Source organism: Streptomyces kaniharaensis, from assembly GCF_009569385.1.
Lineage (GTDB): Bacteria > Actinomycetota > Actinomycetes > Streptomycetales > Streptomycetaceae > Kitasatospora > Kitasatospora kaniharaensis.
In genome coordinates this window covers 1,129,491-1,142,804 of record NZ_WBOF01000001.1, presented here as the reverse complement: position 1 = coordinate 1,142,804, position 13,314 = coordinate 1,129,491, and the positions used below count along the sequence as shown (strand labels likewise).

Sequence of the window (13,314 nt, the reverse complement as noted above, 5' to 3'; positions counted from 1 at the left end):
GACGGGCCCTGGCGCCGGTGATCCACGACCGACCGGACATCATGGCCGGGCGCCGCCCGTTCCGCCCGGACGGCGGCGCGGCCCCACGCCCGGACGGGCGGCGGGGCGGCAGCGGCCCGGTGCGAACGAGGTGAGCGGACGGATGGACGGCGCGGTGCAGACGCTCGGCTACAGCGGGCCGCCGCCCTGGCAGTGGTCCGACCTCGCCACCTCGTGGACGGCCGAGCCGCTCGTGCTCACCCTCTCGGTGCTGCTCGGCGCCTGGTACCTGCTCGCGGTGCGCACCGTCAACCGCGCCGGGGACGAGACGTGGCAGCCGTCCCGGACCGCCGCCTTCCTCGGCGGGCTGCTGCTCTGGATCTGGGCCACCTGCTCCGGCCTCGGCGTCTACGACCGGATCCTGTTCACCGACCGCGCCGTGCAGGTCGTGCTGCTGCTGATGGTCGTCCCGCTGCTGCTGGCGCTCGGCGCGCCCGTCTCGCTGCTGGTCGAGTCCTCGCCGCAGCGGCGCCGGGAGCGGATCCTGCGGGCGCTGCGCAGCAGGCCGTCCAAGGTGCTGATGTTCCCGGCCGTCTCGACGGCACTGCTGATGGCGCCGCCGTGGCTGCTGTACTTCACGCCCTGGTACGAGGAGTCGGTGTCCAGCGCGTTCGGGAACGTGCTGCTGCACCTGGCGCTGGTGCTGCTCGGCCTCGCCTACTTCTGGCCGCGGCTGCAGCTCGACCCGGTCGGCCACGAGTACCCGCACCTGGTCGGGCTGTTCATCACCTTCGCCGAGGTGATCTTCGACGCGGGGCTCGGGATCGTGCTGATCTACGGCGGCCACCTGGTCGCCGAGCACTACTACGTGGCGCTCGGACGGCCCTGGGGGCCGAGCCTGGCGCAGGACCAGACGTGGGGCGGCAACGCGTTCTGGGTCCTGGGAGACCTGGTCGGGCTGCCGTTCCTGGCCGCGCTGGTGCGGCGGATGGTGGTCCAGGGGCGGGAGGAGACCAAGGCGGTCGACGCCGAGCTGGACGCCCGCTTCGAGGCGGCGGCCGCGCAGGCGCGCGCGGAAGGGCGGCCGGAAGAGGACGAGGAAGCCGGGATGCGGCCCTGGTGGCTGGACGACCCCAACCTCAAGCACCGGTACGGCGGCTGAGGGTACGGCGGTCGCACTCTTGGCGGCGCATCCGGGCAGCGTTTCCGCAGGTCAAAAACCCGTTGGCGCAGACGGACCGGTCGGCTAGCGTGTGACGCGTCCGGTTCGGGGGCCGTTGAGGCCAACCCGAGGAGAAGAAAGCAGGAGGTGAGCCCCGTGGTCGTTGTCGCCCCGATAGCTGCCTTGGGCAGCACTCGCGTTCACCTCCTTTTCCCGGCCGCCGGCTGACGTTTCCGAGCCAGTCGCAGCCCGCCGGGACCACTCTTCCCGAAGGGCCACTGCGTTGTTCAACGCTGCCTCCGTTCCGTCGTTCTCCTCCGTTCCGCCGTTCTCCTCCGATCTGTCGATCTCCTACGACTCCTCGCTCGATTCCTCCCTGCTCGACTCCGCGCTGTCCGGCTACGGCTGGACCGCCGCGCTCGCCGAGGACTTCGCCCCGCTCGCCGAGGCCGGCCTCGTCCCGGCCCGGATCGTCCGCGTCGACCGCGGCCGGTGCGACGCCGTCCTGGCCGACCCCGAGACGGGCGAGCCGCGCACCGTCCGGCTCGACACCCGACCGGTCGGCGACGCCGACATGATCAACTGCCCGTGCACGGGCGACTGGGCCGCCGTGGACCTCGGCGCCCAGCCGATGGCCGCCGTCGCCGCGCTGCTGCCGCGCTCCACGGCGATCATCCGCAAGGTCGCCGGCAAGCGCTCGGACGGCCAGGTGCTGGCCGCCAACGTCGACACCGTGCTGATCGCCTCGTCGCTCGCGGCCGACCCGGACCTCGGCCGGATCGAACGCTTCCTCGCCCTGGCCTGGGAGTCCGGCGCCGAACCCGTGGTCGTCCTCACCAAGGCCGACCTCGTCGACGACGCCGAGTTCATCCGCGAAGACGTCGAGGCCGTCGCGCCCGGCGTCACCGTGCTGGTGGTCAGCGCCGAGACCGGCGAGGGCATGGACGTGCTTCGCGCCTGCACGCCCGGCACCACCGCCCTGATCGGCCAGTCCGGCGTCGGCAAGTCCACCCTCACCAACGCCCTGGCCGGCGCCGACGTGATGACCGTCCAGGCCACGCGCACGGTCGACGAGAAGGGCCGCCACACCACGACCACCCGCGAGCTGACAGCACTGCCCGGCGGCGGCGTGCTGATCGACACGCCCGGCCTGCGCGAGGTCGGCCTCTACGGCGGCGAGGGCGTGGACCTGGCCTTCGCCGACATCGCGGAGCTGGCCGAGGAGTGCCGCTTCCACGACTGCGGCCACCACACCGAGCCCGGCTGCGCCGTCCAGGCCGCGCTGACCGACGGCACGCTGCCGCAGCGCCGGTGGGACAGCTACCGCAAGCTCCAGCGCGAGAACGAGTGGATCGCCTCGCGTTCGGACGCCCGGCTGGCCTCGGCCCGACTGAGGAAGTGGAAGACGATCACCAAGTCGATGCGCGGGGCGGGCAGTTCGGCTCGGCGCTGACTCGGCACCGTCTGCCGCGGCCGACTTCAGCGGGGGTCCGCAGCTGAGTGGAGGTCCTTCGCTCAGCGGGGCGTTCGCTCAGCGGGGGCGTTCGCTCAGCGGAGGTCGGCGAGCAGACGGAAGCGCTCCAGGACCACCGGAGTGGTGTCGTCCACGGTGAAACCCGGGTCACCGAGGGCGGCGCGCATCTCCGGGCCGTGCCAGAAGCGCTCGTGCGCCGAGCGCCAGGCGGCCACAGTGGCGTACCCCTCGCCCTCGTCGAGGGTGTGCCGCAGGTCCACCTCGGCGAGCGGGACCACCTGGACGTCCGTGGTCTCGATCACGGCGACCGTGCGGCCGTCAGAGTCGATCACGGCCGTTCGCTCGCCGAGCTGCGGCAGGGCGTCGCCGGCGTGCTCGTAGTCGGCGAACAGGCCGGTGGTGGTGGTCTTGGCGCCGCTGAGGACGGCCGCGACCAACTGGTCGCGCAGAGGGCCGGGGAACGCGAACTCGGCCGGGCGCAGGGCGACGACCCGTGGGTCGTCCGGGCCGTTGTAGGGCTGCTCGCTCATGCGGCGAGCGTAGCCGCCGGCCGGGCGCCGGGCCCGGGGTTATCGGGCCTGGCTGCCTGGCCCCGGCTGTCGGGCCGGCCTCCCCATCGCGGGGAGGCGTGGGGCGGGCGGCGGGTGGGAGAGACGGGCGGAAGTGTGGCGAGGGCGGAGGGGATGGGGGGCCGGGGGGGAGGGCCCCCAAAGGTCATGTCCGATTCCCGCCAGTCGACCCCCCACCGGTACCGCAGACTGGACAGCGTGATCGACGACGACATCCGGTACCGAGCCGTGGACAGCCGGGACTCCCGCTTCGACGGAGTCTTCTTCACGGCCGTCACGACGACCGGCATCTACTGCCGACCGAGCTGCCCCGCCGTGACCCCCAAGCGCGCCAACTGCGTCTTCTACCCCAGCGCCGCGGCCGCCCAGGGCGCGGGCTTCCGCGCCTGCCGCCGCTGCCGCCCCGACTCCGTGCCGGGCTCGCCCGAGTGGAACCACCGCGCCGACCTGGTCGGCCGGGCGATGCGCCTGATCGGTGACGGCGTGGTCGACCGCGAGGGCGTCGCCGGCCTCGCCAGCCGCCTCGGCTACAGCTCCCGCCAGCTCCAGCGCCAGCTCACCGCCGAACTCGGCGCCGGGCCGATCGCGCTGGCCCGCGCCCGCCGCGCCCAGACCGCCCGGCTGCTCCTCCAGACCACCGAACTCCCGGTCACCGACATCGCGTTCGCAGCCGGCTTCGCCTCCGTCCGGCAGTTCAACGACACCGTCCGCGAGGCCTACGACCGCACCCCCAGCGGCCTGCGCGCCGAGGTCGCCGCCGGCCGCCGCACGGCGACCCCGGCGGGCGGCCTCACCCTCCGCCTCGCCTACCGCGGCGCGCTCGACAGCGACCACCTGATCGACTTCCTCGCTCTGCGCGCCGTCCCCGGTGTCGAGGAGGTCATCCCCGGCACGCGCCCGGGCGTCCGCACCTACCGGCGCACCCTCGCGCTCCCGTACGGGCACGGGATCGCGGAGGTCGACGGGCTCGCGCCCGGCGAACCGTGCACCCGCGGCTGGCTGGACTGCCGGCTCCTGCTCACCGACCTGCGCGACCTGCCGACCGCCGTCCAGCGCCTGCGTGTCCTGTTCGACCTCGACGCCGACCCGGACGCCGTCGACGAGCAGCTCGGCGCCGACCCCGTCCTCGGCGCGCTGGTCCGGGATCGCCCCGGCCTGCGCTCGCCCGGCCACGTCGATCCGCACGAACTCGCCGTCCGCGCCGTCCTCGGCCAGCAGATCACCGTGGGCGCGGCCCGCACCCTGGCCGGCCGGCTCGCCGAGAAGTACGGCACCGCGCTGCCCGAGCCCAACGGCGGCCTGCGGCTGCTCTTCCCGACGGCGGCGGCACTGGCCACCGCCGACCCGGAGGACTTCGCGATGCCTGCCGCCCGCCGCCGGGCCCTCACCGGCCTGTGCGCCGCCCTCGCCGAGGGCGCGGTCCGGCTCGACGGCGGTGTGGACCGGGAGGAGTCGGCCGCCCGGCTGCTGGCCCTGCCCGGCATCGGCCCATGGACCGTCGGCTACTTGAGGATGCGGGCCCTCGCCGACCCCGACGTCTTCCTCCCCGGAGACATCGGCGTCAAGCACGGCCTCACCCGCCTCGGCGCCCCCGGCGACCCGAAGTCCGCCGCCCGCGCCGCCGAGGCCTGGGCGCCCTGGCGCTCCTACGCCGTCCACCGGCTCTGGGCCGGTCCCGCGAGCAACCGCACCGACGGGCCCGCGAGCAACCGCACCGAAACGGAGAACACCCCGGTATGAGCACCGCCAGCCCCACCACCGTCTTCACCACCATGGAGAGCCCCTTCGGGCAGCTGCTGCTGAGCGGAGTCCGGCTCGAGGGTGGCGGCCCGGCCGCGTTGGCCACCGTCACCGCCCCCGGCCAGAAGTACGCCCTCGCCGAGCCCGCCGACGACTGGGTCCACGACCCGGACGCGCTCGCCGAGCCGGTCGCCCAGCTGACGGCCTACTTCGCGGGCGAGCGCACCGGCTTCGACCTCCCGCTTGCCCCCGCAGGCACCGAGTTCCGGCAGCGGATCTGGGCCGCCCTGGACAAGATCCCGTTCGGCGAGACCGTCACGTACGGCCAACTCGCCGATCTGGCAGGCGAATCCCCGCGTGCCGTCCGTGCCGTGGGTGGCGCCGTGGGCGCCAACCCCCTCCTCATCGTCCGCCCCTGCCACCGCGTCCTCGGTGCCAACGGCTCCCTCACCGGCTTCGCCGCCGGTGTGGACCGCAAGCGCTGGCTCCTCGAACTGGAGAGCCGCACGCTGTTCTGAGCCGCACGCCGTTTTGAGTTCACGCCGTTCTGAGCTCACGCCGTTCTGAGCCGCGCGAGCCGGACATGCAGGCGGCCCGGCCCCCCGAGCGCCCGGGCCGCCGGATGCTGCTACTCCGCCCGCAGGTCGACGCGCCAGTTGTGGCTGCGCATGAAGCGCCCGGGCGGGAACTCGAAGTCGGTCTCCCCGAGGAGGGTGAACCCGGCCTTCTCGCAGACGGCGTTGGAGGCGGGGTTGTCGGTCGAGGGGAACGCGTGCAGGTAGCGGTGGCGGGCCTCGCGGCGGGCGGCCGCGACCGCGGCGCGCGTGGCGGCGACGGCGATGCCGCGGCCCTGGTAGGGCGGGAGGACGTTCCAGCCCATCTCGTGGACGGTCTCGCCCTCCCACGTCCGGGTGCCGTAGCCGACGGTGCCGACGGACTCGCCCTCGGGCAGGAGCGCGATGCGGTACATACAGCCCTGCCCGGACGGGACGAAGTCGAGGTAGCGGCCGTGCCGGACGAGCAGCTGCTCCTCGGTCTCCGGCCCGCCGACGTGCTTCTTCATCGCCGGGGTGTTGACCCGGCGCAGCAGCGCGAGGTCGGCGTCCGTCCAGGGTTCGAGGTGTACCCGTGCCGTGTTCATGGCCGGGACCGTAGCGCCGGCCGTAGTGCCAGGACCAGCGGATTATGCGGCCGGAGGGGCCGGCTCGGCGAGCGCGCGGGCGAGGTGTTCGAGGGCGGGAAGGGCCTGGACGACGGCCGCGCGGTCGGCGGGGTCGAGGGTGCCGAGGGCGCCGGCGATGCGTCGTTCGTGGGCGTGCTGCCAGTCGTCGAGCTGGCGCTGCCCGGCCGGGGTGAGGGCGATGCGGGCGGTGCGGCGGTCGCCGGGGTCGGCCTGGCGGTCGACGAAACCGGCTTCGAGGAGCTTGCCGACCAGCCCGCTGACGGTGTTGGGGGCGAGGCGCTGCCGGGCGGCGAGTTCGCCGACCCGCAGGGGTGCAGCGGCGAGCGTCTGGAGGAGTTCGACCTGCGCCATCGGCAGGGACTCCCACGGGTAGTCGGTCCGGATGCTGCTGCGCAGGGCGCGGCGGAGCCGGGTGACGACGTCGGTCAGCCGTCGGGCGTGCTCGACCGCCGTCCCGGGAGTTCCGGGGGCGGGGTCGGGAACGAGTGGTGACGACGGCATGGCGGACAGCGTATCGCCTGATGCGGATCGTTCTTCTCCGCTCCTGTGGGGGCCTTCTCCGATCCTGTCGGGCTACGATCTGCTCGGAGAAAGAATATGTCTGCATCGGATATATTGGTGCCATGAACGCCACCGCCCTTGCCGCACGGCTGCTCACCGAGCGCCCCCGGCCGCGCGGCATCGCCGGCTGGCGTCACGCCCACTGGCTGGCCGTCGGCACCGTCTGCCTCGGCGCCTTCCTCGGCCAGCTCACCGCGAGCGTCACCACCCTCGTCTTCCCCGCCCTGGGTCGGCACTTCGACGCCGGCTTCGCGGCGGTCGAGTGGGTCGCCCTGGCGTACCTGCTCGTCCTGGTCGCCCTGCTCGCGCCGGTCGGCTGGCTCTCCGACCTGGTCGGCCGCAAGACGATGTACATAGGCGGCTTCGCCGTCTTCGGCCTGGCCTCGCTCGGCGCCGGATTCGCCGGCAGTCTCTGGGTCCTGGTCGCCTTCCGGGCGGTGCAGGCCGTCGGCGGCGCGATGATGCAGGCCAACAGCGTCGCCCTGGTCGCGCGCGGCGTCCCGGAGCACGCGATGCGGCGCGCGCTCGGCATCCAGGCCGCCGCCCAGGGCCTCGGGCTGGCGCTCGGGCCGAGCCTCGGCGGGCTGCTGGTGGAGCACGCGTCGTGGCGGTGGGTGTTCTGGATCAACGTGCCGGTCGGCGTACTCGGCATCCTGGCCGGCTGGTTCCTGCTGCCCCGCACCCGGACGGAGCGCCCTGCCGCCGCGCAGCGGGACGACGGCCGCTTCGACCTGCCCGGCATGCTGTTGCTCACCGGCTCGACCACCGCGCTGCTGCTCGCGCTGTCCACCGCCTCCGGCCTGCCGCTGCCCGGCTGGGTGGTCGTCGTGCTGCTGCTCGCCTCCGTCGTCCTCGCGCTCGGGCTGGTACGGCAGGAGCGGCGGGCCCTTCGGCCGATCCTCGCACCCGGACTGGTCAACACCCCGGGCGTGCGGTCCGGGCTGGTGGTCTCGCTGATCGGTTACCTGCTGCTGTTCTGCCCGCTGGTGCTGGGCCCCGTGCTGCTCACGGGCGCGGGCGTGTCGATGGCACGGGCGGGCCTGGTGATCACCCTGCTGCCCGCCGCGTTCGCGCTCGCCGCGACGGTCGGCGGCGCGCTGCTGCCCCAGGGCTGGTCGGACGTGACCAGGTGCCGCCTCGGCGCGTCCGTCGCAGGCGCCGGGCTGCTGCTCTTCGCGCTGCTGCCGGTGTCGGGAGCGGCGACGGCGGCGGCACTGCTGGTCGCCGGGTACGGGCTGGGCCTGCTGCTGCCCGCCAACAACGCACTGGTGATGCGGGCGATCCCGGCGGACTGCTCGGCGGTCGGCGGCGGCATGGTGAACACGGCGCGCAGCCTCGGTACGGCGCTCGGCACGGCGCTGCCCGTGCTCGGCGTCCACCTGGCGGGCGCGGCGTCCGGTGGGCGGACGGTGCTGCTCGTCCTCGCGGCGGTCGCGGCGGCGGCCGTGGTCCTCACCCGGCCGGTCCACCGCGTGCGCCGCTAGCTCGCGACGGTTCGGCCGGCTAGCGACCGTTCGGCCGGCTCGCGACGTTCAGCGCGTCCTGGGCTCGGTTGAGGCCGCGCTGGACGAGTGTCTCCGTCGCGTCCGCGCACCGGTCCAACACGGCGGGCAGCGCGGCCAGTTCGTCGTCCGAGAACTTCTTCAGGACGAAGTCGCCGACGCTCTGCCCCTTCGGCGGGCGCCCGATGCCGAACCGGAGCCGGACGAAGTCGCGGGTGCCGAGCACGTCGCCCACCGAGCGCACCCCGTTGTGCCCGCCCGGGCCGCCGCCGCGCTTGAGCTTGCAGGAGCCGAACGCGAAGTCCAGGTCGTCCTGCACCACCACCAACTGCTCGACCGGAATGCCGTACCGCCGCATCAGCCCGGCCACCGGGCGGCCGGACAGGTTGATGAACCACTGCGGCTTGGCGAGCAGCACCCGCTTGCCGTCGACCTCGATCTCGGCCACCACACTGCCGATCCCGCGCCGCCGGAACCGCGCGCCGTGCCGCTCCGCCAGCCGCCCCACGGCCAGGAAGCCCGCGTTGTGGCGGGTGAGCCGGAACCACGGGCCGGGGTTGCCCAGGCCGGCGATCAGCCAGGGGGCGTCGGGGGTCATCGGTGCTCCAGGGGTCATCTGATCGGAAGGGAATCGGAAGTTAACGGAAAATGCGGGCGGCCGGGGTGCGGCGGGGACGGAACGAACCGTCCCTGCCGCACCCCGGCCGCCGGGCGGTGCGGGTGCGGATGCGGGTCAGGAGTCGGGCACGCCGGGGGCGGCGCCGCGCTCCTTCAGCATGTCGGTCATCAGCTCCAGCTCGGAGGTCTGGGCGACCACCATCGACTGGGCGAGCCGCTTCTCGGAGTCGTTCTTCGCCAGGTCCACGTAGCCCTGGGCCATCTCGACGCCGCCCTTGTGGTGCTCGATCATCAGCTGCAGGTAGAACACCTCGGCGTCCCGGCCGCTGAGCGAACGCAGCTTCGCCAGCTGGGCGTTGGTGGCCATGCCGGGCATCAGCGAGCCGTCGTGCGCCTGGTAGTCGTGGCCCATCTTCATCCACGCCATCGGCTTGGCCGGCGAGTTCTGCGACAGCCCCCACTGGTCGAGCCAGCCCATCATCATGCCGCGCTGGTTGGCCTGGGTGTTGATGATGTCGAAGGCGAGGGTGCGGGTCGGCTCGTCGCCGGTCCGGTCCCGGACGATGAACGACAGGTCGACCGCCTGCTGGTGGTGGGTCGCCATGTCGCGGGCGAACCCGGCCTCGGGCGAGTCGTCCGCCGGGACGGCGATCGAGGACGATCCGGAGGCCGACGTCCCGCTCGTCACCAGGGCGGGCACGCCCAGCGCCAGCGCGACCGCGGCGGCCAGCGCCGCCGGCCACCACAGCCGGCGGCGGGCCGGGCGGGCCGCCTCGGGCGCGTCGTCGCCGGGCGTGGCCGCGTCGGCGGTCACATCTGCCCCATGGTGCAGGAGGCACCCGGCTCCTGGGTCTGCTTGCCCTGGACGTACTTGGTGAAGAACTCGTTCACCCGGGGGTCGTTGGCGCTGTCCACGACCAGCTGGGTGCTCCAGGCGTTCAGGGTGATGGTGCCCTTCTCGTCCGGGTACGGGCTCATCAGCGAGTACGGGGTGGCCTTGACCTTGTCGGAGAGGACCTTGATGTCGTCCGGGGTGGCCTTGCCGTTGTACGTCACCCAGACCGCGCCGTGCTCCAGCGAGTGGACGGCGCGCTCGTTCTCGACCGGCTGGTCGTAGACGTGGCCCATGCAGTCCAGCCAGATCGCGTTGTGGTCGCCGCCGACCGGCGGGGTCATCGGGTAGTTGACCTTCTCCTTGACGTGGTTGCGGCTCAGGTCGCCGAAGGTCTGCACGCCCGGGATGTCCGCGTTGGCGGCGGCCTCCCGGTCCTTCTTCTTCTGGTTCTGGTCCATCACGACCCAGGTGCCGGTGGCGACGGCGCCCATCACCAGCACACCGGCCGCGACCGAGGCGATGATCTTGTTCCGGCGGTCGCGGCGCTGCTCGGCGGCGCGCAGCTCGGCGATGCGGGCGCGGCGGTCGAGGCCGGACTGCTTGTTCGACTTGTCGGACTGCTTGGAGGCGGAACCCATGGTGGTTGTGTCCTTGTCCCCGCCGCGCCCTGAGGGCGGCGCGACGGTCGGCTGAAGAGGGCGGAGGGCGGATCCGTCCGTTTCCGGACGGTGGGTTCCGCTCAGGACCGGTGTACCTGGAGCTCGTACAGATCGGGCGCCGGATGCGGACCGACCAGCAGCCCGGCGGGCGCCACCCGTGGCAGTGCCTCCGGCGCCTCCGTGTGTGGTGACACCGCCGGCTGCGGCTGCGGCGGCGGGTTCGGCAGCTGGGCGTCCTGGGCGCAGTACGGGTGGCTGGAGCAGTCCTTGTCGCGGTGCGGCGGCCGGCCGTCGGCCGAACACCAGGTCCGGTGCCGCTGGCCCTCGGCGTGCAGGCGGTATCCGGCTGCCTTGGCGGCTAGGCCGGTGGCACTTCTAGCTGTCGCTGTCGCGGCCGTGGCCGAGGTCGCGCTCACCGTGGTGGACGCCGTCCGGGAGTCCTGGTCGGCGGCCCTGGCCTGACCCGCGCACGGCAGCGCCGTCAGCAGCGCGACCAGCAGCAGGATCCACAGCACACCCGCCGGGCGGCCCGCCCGTACGGCCCTCCCCGGTCGGGGCAGTCTGGGGGCCGACACGGTCATGCGCACATTTAATCAGCCGAACGAGTGAAGCGATGCCCCTCCTCCGGCCCCTTTTCCGGGCACTCGCGGAACGGAACAGCACGGAAACGCCCTGCTCCGGGCACTTCCGGCAAGCCCGGACGGAACGGGAGCGAACACGGCGGTGAACCGGGCCGCGGGGCCGTGGCTCGGATCATCCGGATCGGTGTCCGGTTGTCGCCGAAACCCGGACAGCGTCGTTGCACTTCGAGACAATGACGTCGAGTCCGGCCCCGCCCGGGGCGGCGCGACCACGGACCGACCAGGAGCCGCCAGATGAGCAACCAGGGTGCACCCGCACAGCCCCGCCGGTCCGACGACGCCTGGTGGGACGCCGTCTACGACGGTCCGGCGGGCACCCTCCTCGACACCCCCGACGCCGGCCCGGGCGAGGGCAGCGTCGACGACTGGTTCGACACGGCGGCCGGCCTCATCGCCCCCCGGCGCACCGGTGAAGAGGCCGAGACCGCGACCGCTGAGCCCGCGGCGGAACGGGACAGCTTCGACGACTGGTTCGACACCGCTCTCGGCGTGATCGGGCCCGCCCCGTCCGAGACCCACAAGTTCCCGGCCCCCTCCTTCCCGTCCGCCCCCGTCAGCCTCGACAAGCCGCAGTCCCCCGAGCCGGAGCCCGAGCCGGAGCCGGAGTCGGAGCCCGAATCCGGGCCTGAGCCCGCAGCCGAACAGTCCCCTGACGCTGTCCCGGCGCCCGAGGCGGGACCTGATGCCGATGCCGATGCCGAGGCCGAGGCCGCCCAGGACCCGCAGCGTCAGCCCGAGGCCGTCCACACCTCGCCGCCCGAGCCGGAACCGGATCACACGGCCGAGCCCGAACCCGCCCCGGCACCGCGCCCGGTCGTTCGTTCGCCGCTGGCCGACGGCGCGGCGGCCGTGCCGCACGTGGGTGAGCGCCCGCCGGCGTACGGGCCGGAGCCGACGGCCGTGCCGGAGGCGGACCCGGGGTCGCTCGGGACGGTCGTGCCGGACACCGTGCTGGAAGGGGCCCAGTACGGGTCGGCCATACTGCGGGCCGTCTCCGTCCGCGGCGACTCCGCCCGTCACCGGGGTGAGCCTCGCCGGGACGCGCTGCTGGTGACCAGGTTCGGCGAGGGGCCCGACGGGCTGCTGCTCGCGGTGCTCGGCGGTTTCCACGCCACCGGCACCGAGGCCGAGGGGGTGGCGATTCCCCCGGAGGCCGTCACCATCGCCACCGGCGAGGCCTGCCGCCAGCTCGCCGCCGCGATCGGCCGCAGCCGGGCCGGCCTCGTCGCCGACCTGCGTGCCGGCGCCCGCGACCGGCTCCGCTACGGCCTCCAGCGGCTGGCCACCGGCGCCGCGGCCCCGCTGCGGGCACTGGCGCCCCGAGCGGAAGGGGACCCGGCGTCGCTGCACTGCCTGCTGGTGTCGCTCGACCCGGCGGCCGGCCACCGGGCGGCGTTCGGCGTCGGACCGGGCGGGCTGTACCTGCTGCGCTCCGGTCACTGGATCGACGCCTACGCGGCCAGGCTGCTGCACCACCCGGACGGTCAGCCGCCGGCGCCCGACGCCATGCTGCCGGACCCGCGGCCGTTCCGCTTCCGCCTGGTCCCGGCCACCCCGGGCGACATCCTGCTGCTCTGCACCCCGGGCCTGGCCCGACCGATCGCGGACGAGCCGGCCGTGGCCCACTTCCTCTCCTCCCACTGGGCCCACCCGCACCCGCCGGGCACGGTCGACTTCCTCCGCCAGGTGCAGGTCCGCGCCAAGGGCTACGCCGACGACCGCACGGCCGCCGCGATCTGGACGCAATAGCGGCGCTCCGGTCGGAACGAGCAGCCCACCGCCCCTCAGGGCGTGCGGAGGAGGATGCCGGCGACGGTGGTGGCGTGGCTGACGGCGGCCGGAAGGTGGGTGTCGGGGAGCCCGATGGCGAGGGGGACGGCGAGGCCGTCGAGGAGGGCGCGGATCTGGGCGGCCCGGTCGGCGGACGGGCCGGGCGTGAAGTGGCCGGTGGCGGTTCCCTCGTCGATCAGGGCGACCAGGTCGGCCTGCCAGGGTGCCTCGATGTCCTGCTGGCCCTGGCGGAGTTCGGCGCTGGCGGGGGAGCGGCCCCACACCTCGACCCAGAGGATCCAGCGCGGGTCGCCGGGTCCTTCCGGGAGGTAGAGCCGGATGTAGGCGGCGAGTCGGTCCCAGACGTCCCGGTCGCCGTCGGCGAGGGCCTCGCGGCGGCGGGCGCCGAGTTGGTCCTCGCTCCAGCGGAGGGTCTCCAGCAGCAGCTGGTCCTTGCTGCCGAAGTAGTACAGCAGGTGCCCGGCGCTCATCTGGAGCTGTTTGCCGAGCCCGGCCATGGTGAGTTTGGCGAGCCCGTGTTCGGCGATCGCGGCTCGCGCCGTCGCGTAGACCTCCTCGCGGGGGCGCGCCGGTCGGCGGGGGCGGGCGTCCGCCATGTGC

The 13,314-nt window shown here is 74.0% G+C and carries 14 protein-coding genes; 6 read left to right on the top strand and 8 right to left on the bottom strand.

Features of this window, described 5'->3' with window-relative positions; translation table 11 throughout:
* The first annotated feature begins 130 nt into the window (after positions 1-130).
* Together F7Q99_RS05195 and rsgA are read left to right on the top strand one after the other, a co-directional pair.
* Positions 131-1,141 carry a cytochrome c oxidase assembly protein gene (locus F7Q99_RS05195; RefSeq protein WP_153460265.1) on the top strand — a complete coding sequence of 337 codons (1,011 nt, stop codon included), beginning with the start codon at positions 131-133 and terminating at the stop codon, positions 1,139-1,141.
* A 346-nt stretch (positions 1,142-1,487) separates the two neighbouring features.
* Positions 1,488-2,594 (top strand): ribosome small subunit-dependent GTPase A, encoded by a 1,107-nt coding sequence (rsgA, locus tag F7Q99_RS05190; RefSeq protein WP_407697840.1) that lies wholly within the window; start codon positions 1,488-1,490, stop codon positions 2,592-2,594.
* Positions 2,595-2,689: 95 nt separating this feature from the next.
* On the opposite strand, the gene F7Q99_RS05185 is transcribed toward rsgA, so the two are convergent.
* Complete coding sequence (locus F7Q99_RS05185) at positions 2,690-3,145, bottom strand: ASCH domain-containing protein (RefSeq protein WP_153460264.1); 456 nt, start codon at positions 3,143-3,145, stop codon at positions 2,690-2,692.
* Positions 3,146-3,331: 186 nt separating this feature from the next.
* On the opposite strand from F7Q99_RS05185, the gene F7Q99_RS05180 reads away from it, so the two are divergent.
* Positions 3,332-4,924, top strand: a complete 1,593-nt coding sequence (locus F7Q99_RS05180; RefSeq protein WP_153460263.1) for a DNA-3-methyladenine glycosylase 2 family protein — start codon at positions 3,332-3,334, stop codon at positions 4,922-4,924.
* The gene (locus F7Q99_RS05175) at positions 4,921-5,442 is read left to right on the top strand and encodes a methylated-DNA--[protein]-cysteine S-methyltransferase (RefSeq protein WP_153460262.1); all 522 of its coding nucleotides are present in this window, start codon (positions 4,921-4,923) and stop codon (positions 5,440-5,442) included. Before F7Q99_RS05180 ends, F7Q99_RS05175 begins: the two co-directional genes overlap by 4 nt.
* Before the next feature lie 110 nt (positions 5,443-5,552).
* Here F7Q99_RS05175 and F7Q99_RS05170 read toward each other — a convergent pair whose 3' ends face one another.
* Positions 5,553-6,065, bottom strand: coding sequence for a GNAT family N-acetyltransferase (locus F7Q99_RS05170; RefSeq protein WP_153460261.1), 513 nt, complete (start codon positions 6,063-6,065; stop codon positions 5,553-5,555).
* Positions 6,066-6,107: 42 nt separating this feature from the next.
* Positions 6,108-6,608 carry a MarR family winged helix-turn-helix transcriptional regulator gene (locus tag F7Q99_RS05165; RefSeq protein WP_153460260.1) on the bottom strand — a complete coding sequence of 167 codons (501 nt, stop codon included), beginning with the start codon at positions 6,606-6,608 and terminating at the stop codon, positions 6,108-6,110.
* 122 nt (positions 6,609-6,730) lie between these two features.
* On the opposite strand from F7Q99_RS05165, the gene F7Q99_RS05160 reads away from it, so the two are divergent.
* The gene (locus F7Q99_RS05160) at positions 6,731-8,152 is read left to right on the top strand and encodes an MFS transporter (protein ID WP_153460259.1); all 1,422 of its coding nucleotides are present in this window, start codon (positions 6,731-6,733) and stop codon (positions 8,150-8,152) included.
* A 19-nt stretch (positions 8,153-8,171) separates the two neighbouring features.
* Here F7Q99_RS05160 and pth read toward each other — a convergent pair whose 3' ends face one another.
* The 4 genes from pth to F7Q99_RS05140 all read right to left on the bottom strand — a co-directional run bounded on the left by pth (position 8,172) and on the right by F7Q99_RS05140 (position 10,863).
* Positions 8,172-8,768: an aminoacyl-tRNA hydrolase gene (gene pth / locus F7Q99_RS05155; protein ID WP_153460258.1), complete on the bottom strand. Its 597-nt coding sequence runs from the start codon at positions 8,766-8,768 to the stop codon at positions 8,172-8,174.
* A 135-nt stretch (positions 8,769-8,903) separates the two neighbouring features.
* The gene (locus F7Q99_RS05150; RefSeq protein ID WP_326846282.1) at positions 8,904-9,602 is read right to left on the bottom strand and encodes a DUF305 domain-containing protein; all 699 of its coding nucleotides are present in this window, start codon (positions 9,600-9,602) and stop codon (positions 8,904-8,906) included.
* Positions 9,599-10,261, bottom strand: coding sequence for a DUF3105 domain-containing protein (locus tag F7Q99_RS05145; protein WP_153460257.1), 663 nt, complete (start codon positions 10,259-10,261; stop codon positions 9,599-9,601). The genes F7Q99_RS05150 and F7Q99_RS05145 overlap by 4 nt, the downstream gene beginning before the upstream one ends.
* A gap of 101 nt (positions 10,262-10,362) precedes the next feature.
* A complete protein-coding gene (locus F7Q99_RS05140) occupies positions 10,363-10,863 on the bottom strand; it encodes a hypothetical protein (protein WP_153460256.1) in 501 nt (166 codons plus the stop codon).
* 294 nt (positions 10,864-11,157) lie between these two features.
* On the opposite strand from F7Q99_RS05140, the gene F7Q99_RS05135 reads away from it, so the two are divergent.
* The gene (locus F7Q99_RS05135; protein ID WP_153460255.1) at positions 11,158-12,672 is read left to right on the top strand and encodes a protein phosphatase 2C domain-containing protein; all 1,515 of its coding nucleotides are present in this window, start codon (positions 11,158-11,160) and stop codon (positions 12,670-12,672) included.
* 35 nt (positions 12,673-12,707) lie between these two features.
* Here the strand turns inward: F7Q99_RS05135 and F7Q99_RS05130 are convergent, their stop codons facing one another.
* The gene (locus tag F7Q99_RS05130; protein ID WP_153460254.1) at positions 12,708-13,310 is read right to left on the bottom strand and encodes a TetR/AcrR family transcriptional regulator; all 603 of its coding nucleotides are present in this window, start codon (positions 13,308-13,310) and stop codon (positions 12,708-12,710) included.
* Positions 13,311-13,314: the final 4 nt, after the last annotated feature.

Bases quoted from the DNA above. Each gene is read 5' to 3' on its own strand.
- F7Q99_RS05185 (WP_153460264.1), bottom strand. From the start codon at position 3,145: ATGAGCGAGCAGCCCTACAACGGCCCGGACGACCCACGGGTCGTCGCC.
- F7Q99_RS05180 (WP_153460263.1), top strand. From the start codon at position 3,332: ATGTCCGATTCCCGCCAGTCGACCCCCCACCGGTACCGCAGACTGGAC.
- F7Q99_RS05175 (WP_153460262.1), top strand. From the start codon at position 4,921: ATGAGCACCGCCAGCCCCACCACCGTCTTCACCACCATGGAGAGCCCC.
- F7Q99_RS05170 (WP_153460261.1), bottom strand. From the start codon at position 6,065: ATGAACACGGCACGGGTACACCTCGAACCCTGGACGGACGCCGACCTC.
- F7Q99_RS05165 (WP_153460260.1), bottom strand. From the start codon at position 6,608: ATGCCGTCGTCACCACTCGTTCCCGACCCCGCCCCCGGAACTCCCGGG.
- F7Q99_RS05160 (WP_153460259.1), top strand. From the start codon at position 6,731: ATGAACGCCACCGCCCTTGCCGCACGGCTGCTCACCGAGCGCCCCCGG.
- pth (WP_153460258.1), bottom strand. From the start codon at position 8,768: ATGACCCCCGACGCCCCCTGGCTGATCGCCGGCCTGGGCAACCCCGGC.
- F7Q99_RS05145 (WP_153460257.1), bottom strand. From the start codon at position 10,261: ATGGGTTCCGCCTCCAAGCAGTCCGACAAGTCGAACAAGCAGTCCGGC.
- F7Q99_RS05140 (WP_153460256.1), bottom strand. From the start codon at position 10,863: ATGACCGTGTCGGCCCCCAGACTGCCCCGACCGGGGAGGGCCGTACGG.
- F7Q99_RS05135 (WP_153460255.1), top strand. From the start codon at position 11,158: ATGAGCAACCAGGGTGCACCCGCACAGCCCCGCCGGTCCGACGACGCC.
- F7Q99_RS05130 (WP_153460254.1), bottom strand. From the start codon at position 13,310: ATGGCGGACGCCCGCCCCCGCCGACCGGCGCGCCCCCGCGAGGAGGTC.